21 protein-coding genes and 3 tRNA genes are annotated in these 23,180 nt (G+C 63.8%); 17 read left to right on the top strand and 7 right to left on the bottom strand.

Annotated elements, in window-relative coordinates:
- Positions 1 to 64: 64 nt before the first annotated feature.
- The 4 genes from J2X52_RS12885 to J2X52_RS12870 all read right to left on the bottom strand — a co-directional run bounded on the left by J2X52_RS12885 (position 65) and on the right by J2X52_RS12870 (position 1,074).
- Positions 65 to 141: transfer RNA gene (locus tag J2X52_RS12885), tRNA-Asp, on the bottom strand.
- 464 nt (positions 142 to 605) lie between these two features.
- Positions 606 to 682 (bottom strand) — tRNA-Asp (locus J2X52_RS12880).
- Positions 683 to 697: 15 nt separating this feature from the next.
- Positions 698 to 772, bottom strand: a tRNA-Val gene (locus J2X52_RS12875).
- A 20-nt stretch (positions 773 to 792) separates the two neighbouring features.
- Entirely contained in the window at positions 793 to 1,074 is a 282-nt protein-coding gene (locus tag J2X52_RS12870) for an HU family DNA-binding protein (protein ID WP_159679230.1), read from the bottom strand.
- A gap of 249 nt (positions 1,075 to 1,323) precedes the next feature.
- On the opposite strand from J2X52_RS12870, the gene J2X52_RS12865 reads away from it, so the two are divergent.
- The gene (locus J2X52_RS12865) at positions 1,324 to 3,315 is read left to right on the top strand and encodes a SurA N-terminal domain-containing protein (RefSeq protein ID WP_310153975.1); all 1,992 of its coding nucleotides are present in this window, start codon (positions 1,324 to 1,326) and stop codon (positions 3,313 to 3,315) included.
- Between the two features lie 103 nt (positions 3,316 to 3,418).
- Here J2X52_RS12865 and J2X52_RS12860 read toward each other — a convergent pair whose 3' ends face one another.
- Together J2X52_RS12860 and gloB are read right to left on the bottom strand one after the other, a co-directional pair.
- Entirely contained in the window at positions 3,419 to 4,570 is a 1,152-nt protein-coding gene (locus J2X52_RS12860; protein WP_310153972.1) for a transglycosylase SLT domain-containing protein, read from the bottom strand.
- Between the two features lie 11 nt (positions 4,571 to 4,581).
- Positions 4,582 to 5,346 carry a hydroxyacylglutathione hydrolase gene (gene gloB, locus J2X52_RS12855; RefSeq protein ID WP_310153969.1) on the bottom strand — a complete coding sequence of 255 codons (765 nt, stop codon included), beginning with the start codon at positions 5,344 to 5,346 and terminating at the stop codon, positions 4,582 to 4,584.
- A 42-nt stretch (positions 5,347 to 5,388) separates the two neighbouring features.
- Here gloB and J2X52_RS12850 point away from each other — a divergent pair, with 42 nt between their 5' ends.
- The 3 genes from J2X52_RS12850 to dnaQ are packed head-to-tail and all read left to right on the top strand — an operon-like array spanning position 5,389 to position 7,250.
- Complete coding sequence (locus tag J2X52_RS12850; protein ID WP_310153966.1) at positions 5,389 to 6,042, top strand: methyltransferase domain-containing protein; 654 nt, start codon at positions 5,389 to 5,391, stop codon at positions 6,040 to 6,042.
- 22 nt (positions 6,043 to 6,064) lie between these two features.
- Positions 6,065 to 6,511: a ribonuclease HI gene (gene rnhA, locus J2X52_RS12845; protein WP_159679220.1), complete on the top strand. Its 447-nt coding sequence runs from the start codon at positions 6,065 to 6,067 to the stop codon at positions 6,509 to 6,511.
- Between the two features lie 13 nt (positions 6,512 to 6,524).
- Positions 6,525 to 7,250, top strand: coding sequence for a DNA polymerase III subunit epsilon (dnaQ, locus tag J2X52_RS12840; RefSeq protein ID WP_310153961.1), 726 nt, complete (start codon positions 6,525 to 6,527; stop codon positions 7,248 to 7,250).
- 15 nt (positions 7,251 to 7,265) lie between these two features.
- On the opposite strand, the gene J2X52_RS12835 is transcribed toward dnaQ, so the two are convergent.
- A complete protein-coding gene (locus tag J2X52_RS12835) occupies positions 7,266 to 7,970 on the bottom strand; it encodes a protein phosphatase 2C domain-containing protein (protein ID WP_310153959.1) in 705 nt (234 codons plus the stop codon).
- Positions 7,971 to 8,714: 744 nt separating this feature from the next.
- Between J2X52_RS12835 and J2X52_RS12830 the strand changes: the two genes are divergently transcribed.
- The 13 genes from J2X52_RS12830 to J2X52_RS12770 all read left to right on the top strand — a co-directional run bounded on the left by J2X52_RS12830 (position 8,715) and on the right by J2X52_RS12770 (position 23,115).
- A complete protein-coding gene (locus J2X52_RS12830; RefSeq protein WP_310153956.1) occupies positions 8,715 to 9,965 on the top strand; it encodes an integrase arm-type DNA-binding domain-containing protein in 1,251 nt (416 codons plus the stop codon).
- 418 nt (positions 9,966 to 10,383) lie between these two features.
- Positions 10,384 to 11,082 (top strand): hypothetical protein, encoded by a 699-nt coding sequence (locus J2X52_RS12825; RefSeq protein ID WP_310153953.1) that lies wholly within the window; start codon positions 10,384 to 10,386, stop codon positions 11,080 to 11,082.
- Positions 11,083 to 11,253: 171 nt separating this feature from the next.
- Complete coding sequence (locus tag J2X52_RS12820; protein ID WP_310153948.1) at positions 11,254 to 12,243, top strand: hypothetical protein; 990 nt, start codon at positions 11,254 to 11,256, stop codon at positions 12,241 to 12,243.
- A 610-nt stretch (positions 12,244 to 12,853) separates the two neighbouring features.
- Positions 12,854 to 13,159 (top strand): hypothetical protein, encoded by a 306-nt coding sequence (locus J2X52_RS12815; protein ID WP_310153946.1) that lies wholly within the window; start codon positions 12,854 to 12,856, stop codon positions 13,157 to 13,159.
- Entirely contained in the window at positions 13,156 to 13,635 is a 480-nt protein-coding gene (locus J2X52_RS12810) for a hypothetical protein (protein ID WP_310153943.1), read from the top strand. The genes J2X52_RS12815 and J2X52_RS12810 overlap by 4 nt, the downstream gene beginning before the upstream one ends.
- Complete coding sequence (locus J2X52_RS12805) at positions 13,635 to 15,053, top strand: AAA family ATPase (protein ID WP_310153941.1); 1,419 nt, start codon at positions 13,635 to 13,637, stop codon at positions 15,051 to 15,053. Before J2X52_RS12810 ends, J2X52_RS12805 begins: the two co-directional genes overlap by 1 nt.
- 857 nt (positions 15,054 to 15,910) lie before the next feature.
- On the top strand, positions 15,911 to 16,129 hold the full coding sequence (locus J2X52_RS12800; RefSeq protein WP_310153938.1) for a hypothetical protein: 219 nt from the start codon (positions 15,911 to 15,913) through the stop codon (positions 16,127 to 16,129).
- Between the two features lie 587 nt (positions 16,130 to 16,716).
- Positions 16,717 to 17,247 carry a DUF6445 family protein gene (locus J2X52_RS12795; protein WP_310153934.1) on the top strand — a complete coding sequence of 177 codons (531 nt, stop codon included), beginning with the start codon at positions 16,717 to 16,719 and terminating at the stop codon, positions 17,245 to 17,247.
- Positions 17,248 to 17,249: 2 nt separating this feature from the next.
- Positions 17,250 to 17,696, top strand: a complete 447-nt coding sequence (locus J2X52_RS12790; protein ID WP_310153931.1) for a GNAT family N-acetyltransferase — start codon at positions 17,250 to 17,252, stop codon at positions 17,694 to 17,696.
- Positions 17,696 to 18,415, top strand: coding sequence for a hypothetical protein (locus J2X52_RS12785; RefSeq protein ID WP_310153929.1), 720 nt, complete (start codon positions 17,696 to 17,698; stop codon positions 18,413 to 18,415). The genes J2X52_RS12790 and J2X52_RS12785 overlap by 1 nt, the downstream gene beginning before the upstream one ends.
- Before the next feature lies 1 nt (position 18,416).
- Positions 18,417 to 19,946, top strand: a complete 1,530-nt coding sequence (locus J2X52_RS12780; RefSeq protein ID WP_310153925.1) for a hypothetical protein — start codon at positions 18,417 to 18,419, stop codon at positions 19,944 to 19,946.
- Entirely contained in the window at positions 19,946 to 21,724 is a 1,779-nt protein-coding gene (locus tag J2X52_RS12775; RefSeq protein ID WP_310153922.1) for a hypothetical protein, read from the top strand. The genes J2X52_RS12780 and J2X52_RS12775 overlap by 1 nt, the downstream gene beginning before the upstream one ends.
- Before the next feature lie 515 nt (positions 21,725 to 22,239).
- Positions 22,240 to 23,115, top strand: a complete 876-nt coding sequence (locus J2X52_RS12770) for a DUF4747 family protein (protein ID WP_310153919.1) — start codon at positions 22,240 to 22,242, stop codon at positions 23,113 to 23,115.
- The last annotated feature ends 65 nt before the right edge of the window (positions 23,116 to 23,180 follow it).

Raw genomic sequence — 23,180 nt, 5'->3', positions numbered from 1 at the left:
CGCTGCGCCGACGTCGGCACACACGAAAAACCCCTGCATTTCTGCAGGGGTTTTCGCTTGCAAATGGCGGAGCGGACGGGACTCGAACCCGCGACCTCCGGCGTGACAGGCCAGCATTCTAACCAACTGAACTACCGCTCCAAGGCGCGAGATTCTACATGAAAGTTCGCGCTTGGGAAGAGGGGAGATCCACTTTTCTTTCACTGGCTTGTGCGCTGCACCGAAACCGCTTGTGACGGTCCCGGCGTTACGTGTTTTCTTCGCCCGTCCGCGCTTGTGCAAAGCGTGTCGTGGCAGTGCGGGCGGTCGAATCGATGCGACGCGCCGGAGGTGTCGCGCGCATGCGCGCGCGATAGGTGTCATCGCATCTTCGATTCCCACCGGGCGGTGGAGACGCCCAAGTCGTGTGCGTGGTCTTGGGGACGCACGCCATCGATGTACGGCCCAGGTGCGCACCCGCCACCCATCACACGCGGCTGCGCGTCGAGGCGCTCGTGCGAAGTGCGGATATCACCCGTGCGCCGCGCGGACGCCGCACGCATGACCCGCAAAAACACAGGCCACAAAAAACCCCGCATCTCTGCAGGGTTTTCTGTTTGAAGAATTGGCGGAGCGGACGGGACTCGAACCCGCGACCTCCGGCGTGACAGGCCAGCATTCTAACCAACTGAACTACCGCTCCGCGCTTTGAAACTCTTGGTGGGTGCTGAGGGTTTCGAACCCCCGACCCTCTCCGTGTAAAGGAGACGCTCTACCGCTGAGCTAAGCACCCATGCGGAACAATCGAGCCGCTTACTTTACTGCATCCTTCAGCGCCTTGCCAGCCTTGAACGCAGGCACGGTCGAAGCGGCGATCTGGATCGGCTCCTTGGTCTGCGGGTTCAGGCCGGTGCGTGCAGCGCGCGGACGGGCGACGAACGAACCGAAGCCGACGAAGTTGGCCGCGTCGCCGTTCTTCAGCGCCTCGGTGATCGTGTCGAGCAGGCCGTCGACAGCGCGGCCAGCGTCGGCGCGCGACAGGCCGGACTTCTCGGCAACCGAAGCGATGATGTCGGACTTGGTGAGGTTTGCCATCAGTGAATTCCTCTTCTTTTTGAGATAGCGACGTGTCGTACGTCTGGAGCATCCGGCCGGCGGCGCATTGCGCTGCTGGTCCGGACGGGGATTCCGGTCAGGCGCGCATGGTACGCGATCCCCCAGGCGATTACGACCGGATTCCGGATCGCGAATGAACAGGTGCAAGAGCGCCTGCAGCGCGGTGTGGACGGGGGCTATGCCTGCGCGCGCGAAGCCTTGCGGGTACACTGGGCGGCTCGCCATCCCGTGTCCGAAACCATGCTGCAAGCGCTTCGAGATAAGACCAGTGGTTGGATCGCCATCGCCATCGTGGCGGTGCTCGCGGTCCCCTTCGCGTTCTTCGGGATGGAGCAGTATCTGTTCCAGAACAATGCCGACTATGCGGCCAAGGTCGAGGCGCCGCCGAAATGGTGGCAGTCCGCGCCGGACTGGTGGCTGGTGCGCAAGTTCGCCTGGAGTTCGGCGGAAGTCAGCGCCGCCGAGTTCCGGCAGACCTTCGACAGCATGCGCGAGCAGCGCCGTCAGCAGGAAGGCGAAGCCTTCGACGCGCGCGCGTTCGAAACGATGGAAAGCAAGCGCGAAGTGCTCGAGCAGCTGATCGACCGCGCCGTGCTCGGCCTGGCCGCGGATCGCGCCAACATCGTCGTCGGCGATGCGCAGGTGCAGGAGATCATCCGTTCGATTCCGGCGTTCCAGGTCGAGGGCCGTTTCGATCCGCAGCGTTACCAGATGGCGTTGCAGTCCACGCAGCCGCCGCGCACACCGCGGGATTTCCAGGAAAGCATCCGCATCGATCTGCAGCGTGCTCTGGTGCCGCAGTCGATCGCCGAGACCGCGTTCGTCACCGAGGGTGAGTCCAGGCGCCTGATGCGGCTGCTCGGGGAGCGTCGCGATGTCAGCTTCGTCGTCGTGCCGCCCCCGGCGGTCGACACTGCCGAGGTGTCGCAGGCAGAGCAGCAGGCGTGGCACGAGTCGCATGCCTCGCGGTATCGCGAGCCGGAAAAGGTCGCGCTCGAGTACCTCGAACTCAAGAGCGAAGCCGGCGCGGACGGCGGAGCGGTCGACGAGGCGGAGGTGCGCGCGCATTTCGAACAGGTGAAGTCGCGCTTCACGACTGCCGAGCGTCGCTTGGCGTCGCACATCCTCGTCGAAGTGCCGGCCGGCGCGGACGACGCCACGCAGCAGGCCGCGCAGAAGAAGGCGGCCGACATCGCTGCCCAGGCGCAGGCGCCGGGCGCCGACTTCGCCGCGCTCGCACGCGAAAATTCCGACGATCCCGGCTCCAGAGACGGCGGCGGTGATCTAGGCTGGATCGAGAAGGGCATGATGGCCGGCGCGTTCGAAGACGCACTGTTCGCGCTGCAGCCCGACGCGGTCAGTGCGCCGGTGCGGACGGACTTCGGCTGGCATGTGCTGCAGCTGCGCGAGGTGGATGCCGGCGAGCCGGTGGCGTTCGAAGACGTGCGCGCGCAGATGGAAAAGGAAGTCCGCGAGGGCGACAGCTCGCGTGTTTACAACGAGCAGGTCGGCCGCATTGTCGACGAGATCAACAAGAGCCCGATGTCGCTGGAGCCTGCTGCGGCAGTCGGCGGCGTGCCCATCCAGACCATCGCGCCGTTCGCGCGCGGCGCCGGCAGCGGCATTGCAGCCAACAACGCGGTGGTGCAGGCGGCGTTCTCCGAAGCGTTGACCCAGGACGGGACGGTCAGCGATCCGATCGAGATCGGTCCGAACCAGACAGTGTTCATCCGCGTCACCAGCCACACGCCCGAGCGCGCGCAGCCACTGGAGCAGGTGCGCGAGCGGGTGATTGCCGAGGTCCGGGCCGACCGGGCGCGCAAGCAGGCCGAGCAGACTGCCGATGCGATGGTCGCCGAGATCGCGGGTGGCAAGACCCTGCAGGCGCTGGCCAGCGAGCGGCAGTTGCAGGCGCAGGAGGTGCCGGGCATTCCGCGCGGTGCGCCGGTGCCGGACGCTGCAGCGAGTCAGGCCTACTTCCGCGCCGCGCCGCCGAGTGGCGAGGCGCCGACGCCGGGCAAGGTAATGCTGGCCGACGGCAGCGCGGTGGTATTCGCGGTGACCAGGGTCGAGCCGGGCAACCCGGACGATGCGAGCGAGCAGGAGCGGGCGATGCTGCGGCAGCAGCTGGGCAGCCTGCTGGGCAGCGAGGATGCCGAAGTGCTGCAGCGCAGCCTGCGTCGCCAGATGAAGATCACGGTCAACGAAGCGCGTTTGTAATCTCGCTTGATGTGCAACGAAAAAGCCCGGCTTTCGCCGGGCTTTTTCGTGTGAGGTGTTGCGCGGGACGAGACATCCGCGCGCTCCGCGCTCACGGCAAGCGTCAGCGTTCGTCGATCAGCAATTCCATGCCCGGCCGCAACACGCTGCGCGCATCGAGTGCATTGCGCGTCAGCAGTTCCTGTGTGCGCAGGCCATAGCGCTTGGCGATCGACCAGGGGGATTCGCCGGGGCTGACGGTATGCACGCGCCGCGCAGCGCCGGCGGTGTCACCGGTCGTCGGCGGAATGTCGACCTCGGGCGGCGCCTCCGCCATGAACACAGGCGGCGCGGCGGCGGCCTGCGGGACCAGCAGGGTGACCGGTTGACCGATCCGCGCCAGGCGGCCGTCCACATGCGCAGGGTTCAGGCGCTTGAGGCGCGCGGCGTCGGTCTCATGACGGCTGGCAAGGGTGTCGAGATCGCGGATTCCGTCCGGTACCGTGATCGCCGTCAGCGCGGGCACCTCCCGGTCCATCGACGCCATCCAGGTCTCGCGCTCGCCGGCTTCCTTGATCAGGCAAGACAGCGCATGGAGCTTGCGCACGTAGGCCTGGGTGGTCTGCGGCATCGGCAGCGTGTCGGGTGTTGCATCCCGGGCCTCCTGGCCGGCGCGCTTGAGCGCGCCGAACACGCGGTACTCACCGGCGTTGAACGCCATGACGGCCAGGCGCCAGTCGCCGGCGAACATGCCGTGCAGCGTCTTGAGATAGCGCACCGCGGCGCGGGTGGAATCGGCGGGCGACAGGCGTCCGTCGTAGCCCGGGCGGATCGGAATCTCGTGGTTGCGCGCGGTCACCGCGATGAACTGCCACAGGCCGGCAGGCCCGGATGCGCTGCGCGCGCCGGGGCGGTAGCCGCTCTCGACGAAGGGAATCAGGGCGAACTCGGTCGGCAGGTGCTGTGCGCGCACCTCTTCGACCACGTAGGCGAACAGCGGCAGCACGTCATTGCCGCGCGAAGCCAGCTGGCGCGGCACATGGCCAAAATGCGAGCGCCAGCGTTCGGTAGCCTCCGCAGTGCACGCAGGCTCGGACAGGCCCTCGATGAAGCGGTGGTACACGTCCTGGCCGTTGCGGGTGACTGCCGGCGTGGAGGCGGCGGCGAGCATTGGCGGCGCGATGGAAGGCGTGGAGACGCTGGCCGGTGCATCGGCGGCGAAGCCGGCGACTGCCGGAATCGAAAGTGCGAAGAGTGCTACGGCCAGTCGGGTCATGCGCCCCGGCCTCATGCGCGAAAGCCGTCTTTCCAGCGCCGCAGGGCGGCGAACACGTCGACCCGGTCGATCAGGGCGATGCCGGCCTGACGCGAAACAGCAGCCCGGACCGCATCTGTATCGACGCGGAGGAAGGGGTTGCAGTCGCACTCGCTGGCGAGCGTGACGGGCAAGGTGGGGCGCGAGGTGCTGCGCATGTCGAGAATCTCCTGTTCACGGCGCCGCAGCGCTGCGTTGTCCGGGTCGACCACGCGCGCGAAGGCGGCATTGGACCGGGTGTATTCGTGACCACAGCAGACCAGTGTATCGGCAGGCAGAGCGGCCAGTCGATCGAGCGAGGTCAGCATCTGGGCCGGCGTACCTTCGAACATCCGCCCACAGCCGAGGCTGAACAGGGTATCGCCGCTGAACAGATGCCCGTGCCCGTGAAAGGCCACATGCGTGCGGGTATGGCCCGGTACGGCGAGCACATCGAAGTGCCAGGCGGCGATTTCGACGGCGTCACCATCGCCCACATGGCGAGTCGCCTGGGGGATCCTGGGATCGTCGGGCGCGAATACCGGCAGGTCGGGCCAGCGCGCCAGCAGCGCGTCCACACCACCGATGTGATCGGCGTGGTGATGGGTCAGCAGCAGGGCGATGGGGGTCAGGCCGTCTTCGGCAGCGGCCAGCACCGGCCCGGCCTCGCCCGGGTCGACCACGATGGCGTTACCGGACGCGTCACCGAGCGTCCAGATGTAGTTGTCCTCGAAGGCGGGCAACGGCTGCAGTCGCATCGGTCGGCTCGGCGGCGGCTGGAAGCCATTACAATGCCGACCATGCCCGCGATCTCCCAGGCCGGTCAAGCCGGCAGTCCCCGCGACTGGTTCGAGACCCCGGCCGGCCGCGCGATTCTCGACAGCGAGCACGCGCTCGTGGCCCAGGCCCTGGGCTCGCACCCGGGCCTTCCTTGGTTGTGGCTGGCGCCCGCGGCGCCTGATCTGCAGGTCGAGGGCCGCGGCCTATGCCTGGTGCGGCAGGGGAACACGCTGTACGGGCCGGTGCGCTGCGCCGCGCCCTTGCCACTGCCCAGCGAAGCCTTCGGCGCGGTCGTGCTGCAGCATGTGGTCGGGGGTGGTGAAGATGCACTGGGCCTGCTCGATGAGGCTGCGCGTGTACTCGCCCCCGGCGGTCATCTGTGGCTGCTGGTCCTCAACCCACTGACGCCCTATCGCTGGCGCTGGCGGGGGACGGGGATCGCCAGCGCCGAGCCGTTGACCTGGCGTCGCCGGATGCGCGATGCCGGCCTTGCGCCGGATGCGGTTTCCACCGGCGTGGGTCCCAGCTGGCGCCCCGAGGCCGTCACCGAATCCCAGAACGGCCCAGGCCTGCGCGCGGCCTACGCGCTGCGCGGGCAGAAGCGGCATCTGCCGCTGACGCCGACACGCAGTCGCCGTGCGATGCCGATGCCATTGGCCGCTCCGGCGGCCTGATCCTCATGTTTCCGGAACACCGATGAAGTCGATCGAGATCTATACCGATGGCGCCTGCCTCGGCAATCCCGGCCCCGGCGGCTGGGGCGCGCTGCTGCGCTACAAGGCGACCGAGCGTGAACTGTCGGGCGGCGAGCCCCTGACCACCAACAACCGCATGGAACTCATGGGCGCGATCGCTGCGCTCGAAGCGCTGAGCGAGCCGTGCGAGATCGTGCTGCACACCGATTCCCAGTATGTGCGCCAGGGCATCACCGAGTGGATGCGCAACTGGATCAAGCGCGGCTGGAAGACCGCCGGCGGCGGCGCGGTCAAGAACCAGGATCTGTGGCAGCGCCTGCAGATCGCCTGCGAGCGCCATCAGATCGACTGGCGCTGGGTGAAGGGTCACTCCGGCCATCCCGAGAACGAGCGCGTCGACGCGCTGGCCAGTGCCGCCGCGCGCGAACAGCGCACCGCCGCAGCCTGACGGAAGGACACGCATGCGTCAGATCGTTCTCGATACCGAAACCACCGGCCTGGAATGGAAGAAGGGCAACCGCGTCGTCGAGATCGGCTGCGTGGAGCTCGTCGAGCGGCGCCCGACCGGCCGCACCTACCACCAGTACATCAAGCCCGACCGCGATTTCGAACAGGGCGCGGCCGAGGTCACCGGCCTGAGTCTGGAATTCCTCGCCGACAAGCCGCCGTTCGCCGACATCGCCGATGCGTTTCTCGAGTTCATCGAAGGCGCCGAGCTGATCATCCACAACGCGGCCTTCGACGTCGGCTTCCTGGACAACGAGCTGTCGCTGCTGGGCCCGGACTACGGGAATCTGCGTCAGCGGGTCACGGTGGAGGATTCGCTGCTGCTCGCGCGGCAACGCTATCCCGGTCAGCGCAATTCGCTCGATGCGCTGTGCCGCCGACTCGGCGTCGACAATGCCCATCGGCAGTTGCACGGCGCACTGCTCGATGCGCAACTACTGGCCGAGGTGTATCTCGCGCTCACCGCCGGCCAGCACGAGATCGGGTTCGGCGCGATGGCCGAGCCCGAGCGTGCGACGCGCCATGTGGTACTTGCGCAGCCAGCCGGCGCGCGGCCTGTGCTAGTGGTGCAAGCCGACGAACTCGCCGCGCACGCGGCGCGGGTCGAGGCGATCCGCAAAAAGGCAGGCGTGTGTCTGTGGGATCCCGTGGGCGCGCCGGTGGAACTGGAGCCCGCCTGAAATCCGCGCTGGCGCTCAGTGCCGGCGGATCAGGATCACCGTGACGTTGTCCGAGCCGCCGCCATCGAGCGCGGCGGCGACCAGTCCGTCGACGCATTCCTGCGCGCTGCATTCCAGATGCGCGAGCACGCGCGCGATTGCGCGGTCGTCCACTTCCTCGGTCAGGCCGTCACTGCACAGCAGCAGTTGGGTGCCCGGCGTCAACTCGCCCGACAGGGTTTCGACGTTGAGCGTCTGCGGATCGGTGACGCCCAGTGCCTGGGTCACTACGTTGCGATGCGGGTGGCTGCGCGCCTGGTCAATGCTGATCGCGCCCTGGGCGATGAGTTCCTGCACGTAACTGTGATCCTGCGACAGCTGCGCGAGCTTGCTGTCGCGCCACAGGTACACGCGGCTGTCGCCGACCCACGCCACCTCGAAGCGGTTGCCGCTCACCCGCGCGGCCACGACGGTGGTGCCCATCGGCAGACTGTCGTTGCGCCGGCGCGAGGCGCGAATGATTTCCTCGTCGGCGATGCGGATTGCCTGCGGCAGGGCGGTGCCCTGGCGGATCTCGCGGACGATCGTCTCGCGCGCGAGGGCGCTGGCGACCTCCCCGTACTCGTGGCCGCCCATGCCGTCGGCGATCAGCCAGAGGCCGAGCTCGCTGTCGCCGTAATAAGTGTCTTCGTTGAGATCGCGCCGCAGGCCCATGTGCGTCAGGTGGCCGAACTCGATCATGCGTGTGTCCTGGCAATGGCCGACCGGGGTGTCTGCCGCTGACAACGCAGCGGTCCCATCGCGGCGGCCATCGAGGTTCGGCAGTCGGCGCGAGACACGACGCGGAGCGTCCGGAACTGGGGAGGAAGGCGCATTCGGTATTGTGACGGTGGACCCGTTCGGGAGCATAGGGCAAGCGTGGTGCACGTGGTGCATTGCGTGGACTGGGTGTGCGAACACGTTGGGTTTTGCAGCGTCATCCCAGCGGAAGCTGGAGCCGCTTTTGAACGGCCGGATGGCTGGTCAGCCATTTGATCCTGGAGATTGGACGCGTGGTTCGCGAAGTTCTGAGCGAGGTGTCTTGGACGCAGTGGTGAGGTGCGGCTTCCCGGCCGTCAGCAGGAGTCACTCGCGTCGTCTCCCGGGGATTGTTCGGCCCATCCATGGGCCTCACCCCTCCAGCGCTTCGCGCTTCCGGGGCCAGCCGTTCGGCTGTCCGGATTCGCTCCCGGCGAATCCGTCGAACCGGGGGTTCTCATCAAACTCCCCCCCTCTCCGCCAGAAACGCAAAACGCCCCTTGCGGGGCGTTTGCGAATCTGGCGGAGAGGGGGTCCGCCCAACTCTTGTCCGGTCAAGTCCAACGATGTCCCGGTTGTCCGTCTCGAAGCCGTTTAAACCGCCGGATTGGCTGGATGATCGTCCATTCTTATCCATTGACGTTCGCCTAAATCCGTGCCTTTATGTAGGTAACAGGGGAGGGAACGATGGCGAGAGCGGTCAACAAGCTGACGGCTTTGAAGGTCCGGAAGCTGAAGGAGCCCGGCCGTTACAGCGATGGCGACGGTCTGTACTTCTATATCTCCCAATCGGGCAGCCGCTCCTGGGTGTTCCGCTATCGCGACAGGGCGACCCAGAAGCATCGTGACAAGGGGCTGGGGCCCGAACGCGACGTGTCGCTCGAACAGGCACGAGAAGCTGCAAGGCGGGCGCGAGCATCTATTCGAGAGGGCATCGACCCGATCGACTCAGACGCAAAGGCGAAAGCACAAGCGGCGATCGATCGAGCACGTGGTGTATCGCTTGGCCACTGCATTGAGCAGTACATCCAGGCGCATCGTTCGTCGTGGCGCAATGAGAAACACGCTAGCCAGTGGGAGAACACACTCAAGTCCTATGCGAGTGATCTATGGGACCTGCCGGTTACGGTGATCGATACTCCCGAGATCCTGCGCACGCTTGAGCCCATCTGGTACGACAAGACAGAGACAGCGACACGTGTCCGGCAGCGGCTCGAAGCGGTGCTGGACTGGGCAGCAGCACGAAAGCTTCGATCTGCAACCAACCCAGCACGGTGGCGAGGGCACCTCGACAAGCTTCTTCCCAAACCCGCAAAGCTCAAAGCCGTAAAGCCGCGGCCAGCCCTGCCATACACCGAGGTGGGCGGCTTCATGCAGCAGCTCCGCGCCAAAGACAGCTTGGGTGCCCGAGCGCTCGAGCTAATCATCCTCACAGCCAGTCGTCCCAGTGAGGTCACTGGTGGGCAATGGAGCGAGATCGACTTTGCACGCGCGACCTGGACGGTTCCGGCCGAGCGCATGAAGGCGGGCAAGGCGCATCGAATCCCGTTATCCGATCAAGCAATCGCCGTGTTGACAGCAATGCCCCGGATCGACGCTAAGTACATCTTCCCCGGCGAGGGAAAGAATGCATCGATGACGACTGCTGCACCGCTCAAGGTCCTCAAGGAGCTGAGCCCCGGCGTTGTTTCGCACGGCTTTAGAAGCACCTTCCGTGACTGGGCTGCCGACATGACCGCGTTTCCGCGGGAGATTGCTGAGCAGGCGCTCGCGCACTCGCTGAAAGACAAAACGGAAGCCGCCTACAGGCGCACGGATCTTTTCGTGAAGCGGGAAAAGCTCATGACTGCGTGGGCCGACTACTGCGACCGCATCCAAGCCGAAAGCGACAACGTTGCGTCAATCGTGAGGGCAACTGAGAAAACTGGCATGCGCTAAGGCGGATGTCTTCAAGCTGGCATGAGCCGGCAAAGCGGCGAAACCGGGTGCGTCAACACCCGGCTCGCCTTCCACAAACGTTCCTATGGAGAACGATCATGGCAACGCAAATTATACCTGCACGGATGTCCTTTCCGCGGTGGCACAACTCGTGCGACCGATGCGATATAGAAGTGACGAGCGCCTTCGGGCCCACTCGCAGGTGCACGTCTCATCGGGAGGACGCAGCCGGCATGTTCACCTGCGTCCTATGCGCCAACTGTTCGACCGAAGTTGAAGGCAAGCGGCCGCCGGCGCGCGAGAATGCCTATCGCAGGGCGTTGGTCAGGCATGCCGCGAAGTACTCGCCTGACTACGCCCGATTCGTCGCCTCTTGGTACGGCGTTCGCTTGACCAAGCGTCTGTTGGAGGCCTGATCATGAAGATCGAATCAGGTGAAAATTCGCCGAATTCTTGTCCGCTCTCTGCAGACCCGCTGTTGCAATTTCTGTGTGCTGACGTGCCCCTTCGAACGCTCTTGGAGCATGGCGCGCAGGCGCTGGATTGGCTCGCTGCACTGAATGTGTCGCCAATCGTGATGACGTATCCCGACGCTGAGGGCGGCATGGTTGTCGAGGAGGTCAGCAAGGTCGGGCTGATCGAGCGCGCCTATCAGCTCGGCTGGGAAGTCGTTGACGAGGGATGCGAGGGGGTCACATTCCAGAATGCAGTCGATTGGCAGGACGCTCGCGACGCGCCGGAACGCGTGCCTGGCATCTGGTTCTCTCATTGCGACTGCGTTGAATGGGAGGTAGATGGCGGGGGGGCGCCGCTCAGTCTTCCTTCTGATCGTCTGCGCGCGCTCAAAGACGCTTATGTAGCGGGCAGACAGAAACTGCACGCCGAGAGGCTGCAGCGGGAGGCTGATGCAATTGCAAAGCGCGATGCAGATGCTCGCGAGGGGCACGAGATCCTTATCGAAGGTCGCATCGCACTGCATCGGCGCAAGGGTGTGGAGATCACCCGCGAGCAAGCAGAGCGGGAGGTCGAGGACATGGTGCAGGGGTTTAGCGGTATCAGAGAGCTAGCTGTTGACCTGGCGGCGATCGTCAACGACGGATCAGCGAGTGAAATTTGATGTGGGCAAGGTTGATATGCGTCGCATAGGAATGCGTTCCGGTCACTCCTCGGATCAGAGGGGTGTTCGGCACGTTGCGATCCTGCTCGCCCATTCCTTGGTGCAGGAGCTGGCAAGCGCCGAGTTCCATGCTTCGGATCTTCGTGCACGCCTAACTAGAGCGCAACGACAATGGAAAGACTGAGCCACATAAAGCCACCAACGCGCGAGGAATTTGCCGACTTCCAGCGGCTTACCTCAAAAGTGGGTGAGCAGCCGCTACTCGCGTTTAAAGATGGAAGACCGGAGTTTGATTGGGTCTCAGACCCTCTGCAGGACGCTGAGTCAGTCCTCACGCTTCTTGAAGAAGCCTGGATGCAGTGCGGAAAGTTGATTGAGATTAGCGCAGTGGGAATTTGGCTTTCTGCGCACCCCACAAGCGAGCGCGCGTGGGCGGCTGCACATAGAGCAAGTAAAAGCGTTTCCTTGCCTGATCCGGTATCCGCTCGAGCTCGCGAGATTGTTGAAAGCTGCTATCGAGTGCGCACCTTGGAAGACATCACAGGCACGTATGGTCCAACCATTCGAAGGGGAGGGGCTGAAGTTCAACGGACTCCCCAAGATTTCCAAGATTTGGTGGAGATCGAGAATTCAACAGGACGTCGTAATAGGCGTATAGAGCGGCATCTTGAGTGGCTTGCAAAGCAGGATGTATACGGCGTCTCCCGCGGTGTCGCAGCGGCTTTTGAAGATTATTTTTACGGTTCGTCATTTGTTCGACACGCAGTTAAGCCCGCAGAACTGCGCAAGCAGGCGTCCGAACTGCTTGAGGCCATCGCCGTAATCGAGGATCCAGCTCGTTGGGGCGCAATAGGAATGGAGCCGCTAAAGCTGGCTGCCTACCATCGACGCAAGACCGACCAGTTGAGGGGCCTGCTGGACAATCCTCCTCTCTCGCCCATCAAGAAGCTCGACGGAACTGCTCCTGACAGATTCCTCGCGTACAGCCTTTGGCGCGTGTTCCAGAGAGCCTATCGAAGCAATAGAACCACCGCCATCTACAACTTCATGCAGTTCTACGGAGTCAAGAACACACCCGACGCCAGAAGCGTCGAGCGGTGGGTCAAGGATTGGCGAAGGGATAGCAGGAAGAATCGTGAGACCGGTGGCAACAGCTCATAAAAGAGCGAAGTTGTGCCGGGGCAGATCTTTGTTTCCCAGATGGCGATTTCTGCCCCGGCGAGTACCTCCAGTTATCTGTCTGAGTTCCCCCGTTATCTATCCTTAGCCCTCTAATCATCCTGCCCCCATTCCCACAGACGTGGATACAGGGCGCAGATGATGGACACAGGTGGATATCGAGAGTTCCGACCCTTCGTCGCTGAGTGCACGAAGGTCGGTATCGGCCGATCGAAGGCGTATGAGCTCGCCTCGGAAGGGTTGCTCGAGACGGTCACGATCGGAAAGAAGCGGTTCGTTTACCTGGATAGCCTCTACTCGCTGCCGGCCCGCATAGGGGTTGCCAGTGGTCGCGGCAAGGCGCACCCAAGCGCCTCTGCGCCTGGAGGTGTCCAGTGAGCGACATCTCGCTTCTCCGCGCCTTGTATCGGCCTGACAAGTTGGTCCCCGTGCCCAGTCTCATTGACCTGGGCGATGCCTTGCAGGCGCAGTTCCTCCGGTTGGCTGAGGATCCGACGCCCGAGCGGTATCAGGCTGTCATCGCAAACCTTGATGGAGTGCGACGTGCTGTCGTTCGCATGTCTGCGGAGGCAAGCACGCTGGACGGTGCAGCATGAGCTCGCCGGTCCCTCATTCGTCGGTGGATTTGTTCGGAGCAGACAGCTCCACCAGTGATTGGACGGTGGAGGCTGCCGCACTACTCGAGCGGTTCGCTGCATCCGAATCTCAGCCTTGGACTTGCGAGCGCTATCGCGCATGGGCCGCCCAGCAGGGCCTGCATCTGCCCGATGAGCAGCGTCGGTTCGGCGCTGTGATTCTCGCGGGACTGCGGTTGGGTTGGTTCGTGCGGGTCGGCTATGCTCCGGCTCGATCGAGCAACAGTGCGCCGAAGCCGCTCTACATGGGTGTCGGTCAGTGAGTGCCGCGCCGCTTGACCATTTGCTTTCCAGGCTCGAAGGCGTGCAGTCGTCTGGCCGCGGCTATCGAGCCCGCTGCCCTGCGTGTGGGGGGCAGAGCCGCAAGCTCAGTGTTACCGAGGCGGATGAGGGGCGGCTGCTAGTTCACTGCTTCGGCGGATGCGAGACGAGCGATGTTCTTGGCGCAATCGGTCTTGGAATCGCGGACCTGTTCCCGGAGCGTTTGCCGGCAGACACTCCTGCGGCTCGGCACCAGGCACGTATCGCAGCACGCGAGTCTCAATGGGGCGCAGCGCTCGAAGCGCTCGAGCATGAAGCGCTGATCATCCATATCGCTGGCCAGCAGCTCGCGAAGTGGCACCTCCTCAGCATCGAAGACGACCAACGGCTCGCTTTGGCACTCCGTCGAGTGGAAGAGGCGCGAGCGATCCTCCGGCCCTTCAGGCCTAACTGGCGCGCCAAGGCGGTGGGCGCGTGATGGTCTCGGCCGCATCTCTCGACGCGAGGGCGGAGCGTGCGGCGCTTTTGGAGCGTAGCTGCGATCCGCGGGACGAGGTGATGGCTGGAGCGTATGGGGCCGCACCCAGGGCGCTTAGTGAGTCGGTGGGTGGACGCACGCAAGGCCCATCGATCTCCGAGGCTCTACGGGACCAGCTAGTTCCTTGGAGCGAGGAGGAGCTGCTGGCCGCACTGCAGCCATGGCCGCACGCGTTTCGCGAGGGCAACACGGGGCTCTTTCCCTCCGGAGAGGTGAGCATCCTTGCCGCTGCCGGCCGCGAGGGCAAAACGACCGTCAAGATCGGCATCGCGGTGGCGATGGTGACTGGCCACAGTCTCGCCGGCGGCCTGCTGCCCGAGTCAGACCGAAGCGTGGTGGTGTACTCGGCCGAAGACGACCGACAGCAATACGCACGGAAGGTGGCCGCCCAGATCGCATGTCTAGGCGAGCGCGAGGGTGCTTGCGTGCGAGAGCGGCTCTTGGTGCCGAACCTCGATGACGCCGGCCTCGTGGCGGCCAAGACGCTGGTCATGGTGCTCGACGGTCAGCCGCTACCCACCGGCACCGTGGACGCCATCATCGAAGCGCTCGAACCGCTGACGAATGCTCCGGCACCACTCGGCCTTCTGATCTTCGAGACAGCCAGCACGCTGTCTGATGCGGAAGAATCGAACCCGGGTTTCAGAGTCCTTGTTCTGGCGCTGAAGCGGATCGCCAGAGAGCTCAAGGTTCCTGTTGTCCTGTCCCACCACGTCTCGCAGGCATCGCTTGCGAACCTGGCCGACCTAAACGTGTCGACGACGGACATCCGCGGCGGCACTGCGCTCGTCAACAACGCTCGCCAGACCGGGCTGCTCGTCAACCTGGGCAGCGAGGACGATCCCTTCCCAGAGAACGACGCGCGGACAGTGCTGCGACAGATGGCGGCGCCCGGCCGGCCCGAGAAGGTGACAGCGCTCATTTCGCTGGACAGCTCGAAGGGCATCACGCCACCGCCAATCTTCTTCCGCTGGGTATCCACGGAATGGGGGCCGGCTGCAGTTGAGTTGGACGCCCCCCGGGAGCTCGCTGAGCGGTCATGGCGAAAGGTCCACGAGATGGTCCGCGCTCGGCGCTCGGAGCAGAAGGGCCAGGCGAAGGAAGAGAAGGCAGAGGCAACGACCGCCGAGCGAGTCCGCCGTGTCGTCGAGGCTGTGCAGGCCTTGGAGGCTCGCGGGACTGACGAGCCAGTAACGCTGCGGCGCATTCGCGAGCTGGCGTCCATGTCGTCCGACGTCGCCAACAAGGCGATCGACAGGGCCGTGGAGGAGCGTCTGATCAAGAGCGCCGCGGCAACTGTCCGGGGGAAGGCGGCCACGGTCTACGCCCTGACTGATAGCGGGGAGTCCCGCCAGTGATTAAAAAACGCAAAGAAACGGCGCTGCGAGCAGGGATCTCGCGGGACATTTCGCGGGACTCCCGCCAGTCCCACCACAGCTACGAGGATGCGGGCGTTAGCCATGGCGCGCGCCGCAAGGGGCGCATGGCGTCGCCCTCTCCGCTGGCCGGTGCTGCCAATTTGGCGGGACTGGGACAGCTCTATAGGGGTGTGGGGTTGTCCCGTCCCGCCAGATTTGAGGCGAGCACGGTCTCAAGTGATGGGATGAGAGATGGGAGGGTGGCAAGCGCTCGACTTCCCGCATCGCGCCCATGCGCGTGCGCGCGAGACGCTTTGTCCGCAGCTCCGGAATTTCGCCAGTCCCTAAAAGATCCCGCGGCCCAGTACGCGCGCGAGAAGCAGGTGTCTGCATGAGCCGGCATCCGTCAGCGAACCGTACGCAGAGGGAACGACGGGCCAGAAATGTCCGCATCGACTACTACCCGTCAACCGAGGCGCTCCTCGTGATCGAGAGCATGCGGCGGCCCGGTCTGCAGGGAACGAACAGTGCCGTGCTGAATTCCATAGTGGAGGCATGGGCGAGGAAGCCTGGTCCCGCGCCCGGAATTAATCGACACGTATGCGCGCGCGCGCGTGACTCTGGCGCGCCGTCTGAGGCTTTGGGCGATTTTCAGCGGGCAGTCCATCAACCGAAGGTGCCGCCTGTCCGCGTTCCCTGTGGCGCTTCAAGGCGAAGGGATGGTCAGCCCTGCGAGGCCCTTAGCGTTCCAGGGAAACGCCGCTGCCGCTTCCACGGGGGCATGAGCACTGGGCCGCGGACGGAGGAGGGCAAGCGACGGGTAACGCGGAACCTGCCGCACCGCCGGGGGGCAGCCGATGCAGATTGAAGAGCATCAGGAGTTCGAACTTCGCCAGGCGATAGCGGAGCAGGCGTTGGGTGAGCCTGCACGAGGCTGGTGGATGGAACACGAGCTGTGGTGCCAAGTGGGCACAACCGGCAACTGCCTCTGCGGCACGATGCTTTGGTTCTCCGCTTCCCGTCAGGTGGCGAGCGTGAGCTATGAGCTCTCGCCTGCCGTGTTCCCCCTCAACTGACGGGGTGGCCGGTGCAAGCATCTGAGCTAAACCGGTGGTCTAGGCGACACCTTCCTGAGCAAGCTGCAGCGCTCTCCTTCATGCGAGAGGGCATCCACGATATTCGGCCTGCGCTTCTACTGCTCTTCCACGCGGGGGATGCGTCCCAGGTAGAGCGAGTGGCTGAGCACGGTTTTCGATACGTGACTGCCTATGCAGCCATGCGTGGGATCCGAGTCTCTGACGAGGCGTTGTGGATTGCCGCGGTCGATGCGTTATCCGTCTGTTGGCGGCGGCGGGCTCCCGAGCCCGTTGGAGTGAGATCCCGCCAACTTCGCATGAGAAACGGAACGTTCTTCGAACTGCGGACGGCAGCGGACAACATGTACCGCGCTCGCCTCCACGAAGCCCGTGTGCGCTTTGCTTCGGGAACGATTTACACCCACAGATCGCTATTCTTAAAGAGAGGATTGGGAATTTCCGCGCAGGCGGAAAGCCCACCATCTTCCGGCCTCAGCAAAGCTGCTTGATGGTCCGGTACTCGTGATTGGTCGCCCCGGGGAAGGAGTCGTGTCCCTCCCCGGGGCTGGGGAACGAACTTGCTTCTAGTGATCGACAGCTTCTTGCCGGCTTCAGTCCGGCAAGCGGGGCTGTGCGCGCAGTTCGTTGATTGGCCCGGGCCAGATGGCGAGGTCTACAAGCGAGTCGCGCTGGTCGAGGTGCCGGGCTTGTGTGCGGCGATCGAAGCCCGGTGCGGGCCGGTCGACATGCTCGGCATGGGATACCGACTGAACTTCAACGGCGAAACACCGAACCACGCCGTTCATTCCGACATGGGCTGGGGGACGCACGCCGCGGTGGTCTACCTCAGCGAAGGCGAGGGCGGCACTGCCTTCTGGCGCCACAATGCTACGGGTGCCGAGCGCATCGACCCGGGCAACGTCGACCTTTACGACCAGATCAAGGGCGACTGGAACGACGAGTCAAAGTGGGAGATGACCCAGCTCGTCGAGATGAGGCTGGGCCGCGGACTGATCTACGAGAGCTCGCGCTTCCACTCGCGCTACCCATTCGCAGCGTTCGGCAGCGGCCCTGAAGACGGCCGGCTGATCGCTATCGCCTTTTTCTCTCCGAGGTAGGCATGAAAGTCTGGCAAGCCACCGAGCACGACGTCGATGACATCGTGAGGATGAGTCGCGACTTCTACTCGACGACGACGTATCGCGGATATGCGGATTTCGATGAGGACACCGTGCGCCGCCTGGCGGAAACGCTGGCCTCGGAACACGTGATGCTGATTGCGGAGCTCGACGGACGTGTGGTCGGGATGGTCGGACTCTTCGTAGTCCCATTTCTCTTCAACGGCGCGCGACGCATGGCCCACGAAGTCGTCTGGTACGTCGATCCAGGCGCACAGGGCGCCGGCGCCGGGAAAGCGCTTCTAGCGGCCATCGAGCCGGCCTGTCGCGACAAAGGTGCCGACGGAATTTTCATGATCCACCTCTCCAACAGCCCGCCCCAGGCAGCGGAAATCTACCAGCGCATGGGCTATGCGCACTCCGAAACCGTCTACGTGAGGACTCTCTGATGGGTGCAGTAACAGCAGCAGTGATCGCTGGCGTCGCAACTGTGGGCGCAGCAAAGATGCAGTCCGATGCATCGAAGAATGCCGCATCGGCACAGGGCGCCGCCGGCAACGCGGCGATCATGGAACAGCGCAACGCGCGTGATCAGTTCCAGCAGAACATCACGCCGTACCTCAACGCTGGTCAGGGCGCCCTGGGCGGGCTCAACGCCTTGAACTCTGGCGACTACTCGGGCTTTCAGGACAGCCCTGACTACCTCTGGGCGCAGCAACAGGGCGGGCAGGCTCGAGACCGTAGTGCTGCAGCCCGCGGCAGCTTGTATTCCGGCGGACACCAAGCTGACCTGATGCAGTTCGGCCAGGGCCTCGCAGCGCAGCAGCTCGGCAGCTATCGGAATTCCCTGTTTGATATGGCGCGCTTGGGGCAGAGCTCGGCAGTAGGCGCCGGCGCCGCTGGCCAATCGAACGCAAATGCGCTGAGCGGGATTCTGGCGGGACAGGGGCAGGCGCAGGCAGATGGCGCGCTCAATCAGGCAAATGCTTGGGGTGGCGCACTCAATGGGCTTGCCGGCTTAGCTGGGCAGTACGGCCAGCGTCAGAGCAGCTACCAGACGCCATACGCGTCGGGTGTGCTCTCGAACAACAACGTGCAGGTAGGGGGCGCCAATGCGTGGTCAAACGCCACCGCGTTCGGAAACAACCGCTACCCGGGAGGCAAGTGATATGGCTGAGCTGAAGAACTTCGATATCGTCGGGTCGTTCCAGCGTGGCCAACAGATCGGTACGCAGCAGCGCCTGGTCAAGGACGGCGAGCAGCGTCGCAACATGCTGGCTGAGCTCGCTGGGCAAGCCTACGGTGCTCCCGCCGAGCAACGGCAGGGCCTTGTGCAGAAGGCAATCGCAACGGATCCCGAGGCCGGCTTCGCACTCAACAAGGGACTCGAGTACGACGACGACCGTCGGAGCCGCACGATGGTCAACATGTCCAAGATGCTGATCTCCGTGCCGGAGCAGGCTCGGCCCATGCTGTATCAGCGGATGGCGGCGGAGTTCCCCGCCATGGGCATGCAGGGCTTTCCCACGGAGTACACGCCGGAGACGAAGCAGCTCATCGACGGGACGGCGCAGTCGATCGTGCAGGCCTACTCCGGAGCCAACGGAGAAGCGCCTTCTCAGCAGCGCTATGCAGAGTGGCTGCTCAATCAGGTGCCTGAGGGCGATCGAGAACAAGCGCTTGGCGTGCTCGCGGGAACTCGAGCGCGTCCTGCCACCGGAGGCTACGGCTTCGATGAAATCGAAGGTGCAGACGGACGCAAGCGTCTGCGGCGCACCAATCCGCGGTCTGGCGTACTTGAGATCTACGACGAGCAGACGGGAGAGTTCGTGCCGTTCGGTGGTGCTCCGAGCGCTCCGGGTGCTGCAGCTCCGGGCAGCCAAGCGCCCGCTCCTGGGCTGTACAACACGCCGAATGGTCCCGCACGTATTGGCGAAAACCTCTCGCCAGGCGACTGGGAGCTCATCCAGGCGGACATGGCTAACAACGGTGCAGCCGATGCTTACGAGCTGCCGACGCGTAATCTCACGCCTGCTCAGTTCAGAGGCGCGAATCCAGCTCTCGGCGTGAGTCGAGCACCCGAAGAGCAGGCGGCCGCCACGGAGGCGGCCAAGCTGGGCACAGAGCTCGGCTTCATGCCTCGTCAGCAGGAGATTGAGACGCAGGGCGCGGTGGAACGAACCCGCCAAGAGGCTGCTGTCAAAGCCGATGCGGAAACCGCTGCTCTCGACGCAACCCGCTCGCGCGATGCAACTGGAACGCTCGACCTTCTTGACGCGGCTGAGAAGTTGCTCGGCGGCGCCACTGGCAGCGGGGCGGGTGCTGCGACGGATAGAGCGGCAGGATTCTTCGGTGTGTCCACGCCCGGCGCGCAGAACACCGCCGGGCTTCGGACCATTGCAGGGCAACTCACATCCAAGATGCCTCGCATGCAGGGGCCGCAGTCCGATAAGGACGTGCAGCTCTACAAGGAGATGGCAGGCGATCTGGCTAATGATCAGCTCCCTGTGCCAACTCGTCTGGCCTCGTTGAGGACCATTCGCGAATTAAATGAAAAGTACGCAGATCAGCAGGCAGGGGTGGCGGGACAGGCTCAGGACGCGCCGCCTGTCCGCATCTCGGGCGCTGCTGATTACGAGGCGCTGCCAAGCGGAACCCTGTTCATCGCACCTGATGGATCGCGTCGGAGGAAGCGCTGATGGCCAACCCCTGGGACAACGACCCGATCGTCAGCGCGGCTAGTACGGCGCCGAACCAAGCTGCACTGCAATCTTTCAGCGGTCGATCCGCCACGCCTTGGGACGACGATCCGCTCGAGATCGATATCGAGGGGGGAACGCGCGAGTCGGCGTTCGACCAACTGATCGACCCGCTGCGAGAAGGTGGTGCCGAGCGGCGCGGCTACGGGCTGGGTGCGCGGTCGGTCGTACAAGGCGCGGGGTCACTCTTAGGCGCGATCGGCGGCGACGCCTTCAATGCCTACATCGCAACGCCCATCGAGCGCGCAATCACTGGCCGTGATGTGCAGCCGCAGTCATACCGGGATGCCGGTGCGCGTGTTGCAGACCAGATCGGCCTGCCGACTCCGCAGAACGCTCGTGAGCGCGTACTGGGCGACGTCGGCGAGGCGCTGACTGGCACCGGCCTATCCCTCGGTGTCGGTGGCGGTCTGAATGCTTTGGTGGGCATGGGGCGCTCTGCGACGGCCACGGCCAGCACTAACCAGCTCGCTCGCTTGGCAGAGACGCCCAAGGCGCCGGTCAATCGCTTAGCGGAGCTACTAAGCGCTCAGCCAGGCCTCCAAGTGGCCGGCACTGCAACTGGATCGGCTGCATCCTCGATCACACGGGAGCAGGGCGGCACACAGGGCCAGCAGCTCGCCGCAGGCCTTGCTGGGGCGCTAGGTCCGTCCATGGTGCGCGTCGGAGCGCCCGCGGCAGTCTCAGGCGCGCTCAGTGGCAGCGTCCCTGCCCAGCGCAAGGAGTTGGCCCGTCAGGCGTCTGATATGGGAATCAATCTGACACCGGCGCAGCTCAGCGATAGCCGGTTCCTCAAGTGGACTCAGTCGATGCTCCGCAGCGTTCCGTTTACCGGTGCGCAGGGTCGCTACGAAGGTCAGGTTCGCCAGTTCAACCGACAACTCGCGCGAGAGATCGGGGAGGACGCGGACAACATCGGGCCGGATGTCTACGCTCAGGCTCGCGATCGACAGTCCGCGCTCTTCGACGCGCTGACCGAGCGTAATGCCATGAAGGTCGACGACCAGCTCGTTCGCAGTCTCGGCAACATCGGCACGAACTCCAAGATGGCTGGCGCTCAGATCCAGAGCGAAGTCGATGCAGCGATTGATGCGCTCTACTCTCAGGCCACGACAGGTCCGAATGGTGTGGTCGTTCCAGGACGCGCCTATCAAGCCTTCGATGCGCAACTGAACAACATCATCAAGAACGGTGGCACTTCCGCTCACTTCCTGGGCAACGTGCAGTCCGCTGTGCGGAAGGCGATGGACCAGTCGATCTCGGCTGAAGACGCATTGCTTTGGCGCGAACTGCGACGCGAGTACGGCAGCCGAAAATCATTGACGCCTCTTGTCGCCAAGGCGTCCGAGGGGCAGATCCCGCCCGCTCAGGTTCTGGGTGCGGTCTCGTCGACAAGGGCAGGCAAAGAGGCAATGGCATCTGGACGGCGTGGCAACATCGGAGACCTCGCTCGCATCGGTCAATTGATGAAGGAACCGCCCACCTCAGGCTCTGCAGAACGCGGGCTGGTGGGCACGATGATGGGTGCAGGCGCTTATATCGATCCCGTCACAGGCACGCTGACGGCTGCTGCGCTGAACCTGCTAAGCAGGGGGGTCGACAGCCAGTCTCTCGGGCGGTTGATGATCCAGGAGAACCCCGGCCTGACGCCCGAAGTAGTCGAGCAGATCATTGCGCGCTCGATCGTTCCCGCGGCTGTGTCTGCGCAAGGCCGCTAACCAGTTCGCTACTGGTGCCCCCACGAGTGACCGTTAGCACCGCAGTTGCGCTCCAAAGAGCTGACCACTTCGTCTGCTGTGTATTGGCCTGACCGGTAGCCGTCGACGTTCGCTTGGACGATGGCTCGACAGTTCTTGGGAAGACCCGAAGACTCTCCGTACTCGGCCTTCGCGTTCGGGTCGCCGAGCTTGCAGCCCGCCAAGAGCGCGACGAGCATTACGAGAAAGACGATTCGAACCGGACGGGCCATGCTGGCTTCTCTGATTAGGCTCTAATCCTACCGCTGTATCCGCCGCTCTTGCTCTATGGCCTGGTCATTGTTCTGAAGAAACGATGGCCCAGTCGCTTATGGTGCGACTCAGATGATGCAACATTGCCGTAACCCCGATCTGGCTGTAGGAAAAGTCCTACAGCCACTAGGGCTGAACAGGTCTGTTGTGGCTGATAGCGATCCCTGATGATCCCGTGCACAGCGCTCGAAGCGCTGAGACACGTGAGTCCGAAGGGGGACAGGATGCAGCAGGTATTTGAAATCGGTGGCGTCAATGTGGTGCTTCATCCGCACCCGCCGGGGCAATACGAAAAACTTTTCCGGGATGCCTACAAGCTGAAGAAGCGGGTGCGCATCCATGGGGATCGCCATGCGCTCATGACTCAGTTCAAGGCACTGAAGCGCGATGGGGTCTCACACGCACTTGAAGGAGAGATCTCAACGTTCTCGCACCTTGATCCATCGTTGCCTTGGATCAATCTTGAGACCGAAGACAGTGCTTCTGACGATGAGTTAAGCGACATCCCAGAGCACTTGAGGCCGAACCTTAGACGCTGCTCGTTCTACTTTGACGTCGCTTCTCACAAGATCTTCTTCGTGACCACAGCAAGAAAGGGGGGGATTTCGCCGAAGCTGATGGCGAAGTACCTCTCAGATCTTTTCATGGATGCTGATTTGGTTGAGCAGTTTGGAGTTCCGAAGGTTACTGTTCTCCCAGATAGAGAGGCCGTTTCAAAGATTCTGGCTTGGAAAAAGATCAGGCGATTGATCATCCACGCAGTAAAACCGAACCCCGGAGATTACGATTTGGCGGATCTAGCGGAGTTCGAGGAGTCTCTTGGTGATCAAAATGCGGATCAGTTGAACGTAGAGTTGGTGGCTGAAAGAAGTAAGTACCTGGATCTCAACGAGAAGACCCAGACGCTTGTGGCGATTGCAGCGGACAACGGCTATGTCGAAGCTAAAGGGCACGACATTCAAGGCAGCCCAACGGAGAAGTCGACGAAAAGCGGCAAGCCATTTGCCGAGAGGGGTGATTTCTATCCGGAAAGCGAAACGTATTGGGATGCCTTCAAGCGCGTTGCGCAGACGGCGGCAATGAAGTTCAGAACGAGGTGAAGGGAGGGGGTGTGATCGATAAGCTACGTGAGAATTGCAAAGGGGTCCGAAGCGAACTTTCGGGC

It is taken from the genome of Luteimonas sp. 3794 (assembly GCF_031456825.1).
GTDB lineage: Bacteria > Pseudomonadota > Gammaproteobacteria > Xanthomonadales > Xanthomonadaceae > Luteimonas.
Note: the sequence above shows the minus strand (reverse complement) of the source record. Positions and strands in the feature narration are given on the sequence as shown.

Bases quoted from the DNA above. Each gene is read 5' to 3' on its own strand.
- J2X52_RS12820 (WP_310153948.1), top strand. From the start codon at position 11,254: ATGGAAAGACTGAGCCACATAAAGCCACCAACGCGCGAGGAATTTGCC.
- J2X52_RS12805 (WP_310153941.1), top strand. From the start codon at position 13,635: ATGGTCTCGGCCGCATCTCTCGACGCGAGGGCGGAGCGTGCGGCGCTT.
- J2X52_RS12860 (WP_310153972.1), bottom strand. From the start codon at position 4,570: ATGACCCGACTGGCCGTAGCACTCTTCGCACTTTCGATTCCGGCAGTC.
- J2X52_RS12780 (WP_310153925.1), top strand. From the start codon at position 18,417: ATGGCTGAGCTGAAGAACTTCGATATCGTCGGGTCGTTCCAGCGTGGC.
- J2X52_RS12770 (WP_310153919.1), top strand. From the start codon at position 22,240: ATGCAGCAGGTATTTGAAATCGGTGGCGTCAATGTGGTGCTTCATCCG.
- J2X52_RS12800 (WP_310153938.1), top strand. From the start codon at position 15,911: ATGCAGATTGAAGAGCATCAGGAGTTCGAACTTCGCCAGGCGATAGCG.
- J2X52_RS12815 (WP_310153946.1), top strand. From the start codon at position 12,854: ATGAGCTCGCCGGTCCCTCATTCGTCGGTGGATTTGTTCGGAGCAGAC.
- J2X52_RS12785 (WP_310153929.1), top strand. From the start codon at position 17,696: ATGGGTGCAGTAACAGCAGCAGTGATCGCTGGCGTCGCAACTGTGGGC.
- J2X52_RS12825 (WP_310153953.1), top strand. From the start codon at position 10,384: ATGAAGATCGAATCAGGTGAAAATTCGCCGAATTCTTGTCCGCTCTCT.
- J2X52_RS12790 (WP_310153931.1), top strand. From the start codon at position 17,250: ATGAAAGTCTGGCAAGCCACCGAGCACGACGTCGATGACATCGTGAGG.
- rnhA (WP_159679220.1), top strand. From the start codon at position 6,065: ATGAAGTCGATCGAGATCTATACCGATGGCGCCTGCCTCGGCAATCCC.
- J2X52_RS12870 (WP_159679230.1), bottom strand. From the start codon at position 1,074: ATGGCAAACCTCACCAAGTCCGACATCATCGCTTCGGTTGCCGAGAAG.
- dnaQ (WP_310153961.1), top strand. From the start codon at position 6,525: ATGCGTCAGATCGTTCTCGATACCGAAACCACCGGCCTGGAATGGAAG.
- J2X52_RS12830 (WP_310153956.1), top strand. From the start codon at position 8,715: ATGGCGAGAGCGGTCAACAAGCTGACGGCTTTGAAGGTCCGGAAGCTG.
- J2X52_RS12850 (WP_310153966.1), top strand. From the start codon at position 5,389: ATGCCCGCGATCTCCCAGGCCGGTCAAGCCGGCAGTCCCCGCGACTGG.
- J2X52_RS12835 (WP_310153959.1), bottom strand. From the start codon at position 7,970: ATGATCGAGTTCGGCCACCTGACGCACATGGGCCTGCGGCGCGATCTC.
- J2X52_RS12775 (WP_310153922.1), top strand. From the start codon at position 19,946: ATGGCCAACCCCTGGGACAACGACCCGATCGTCAGCGCGGCTAGTACG.
- gloB (WP_310153969.1), bottom strand. From the start codon at position 5,346: ATGCGACTGCAGCCGTTGCCCGCCTTCGAGGACAACTACATCTGGACG.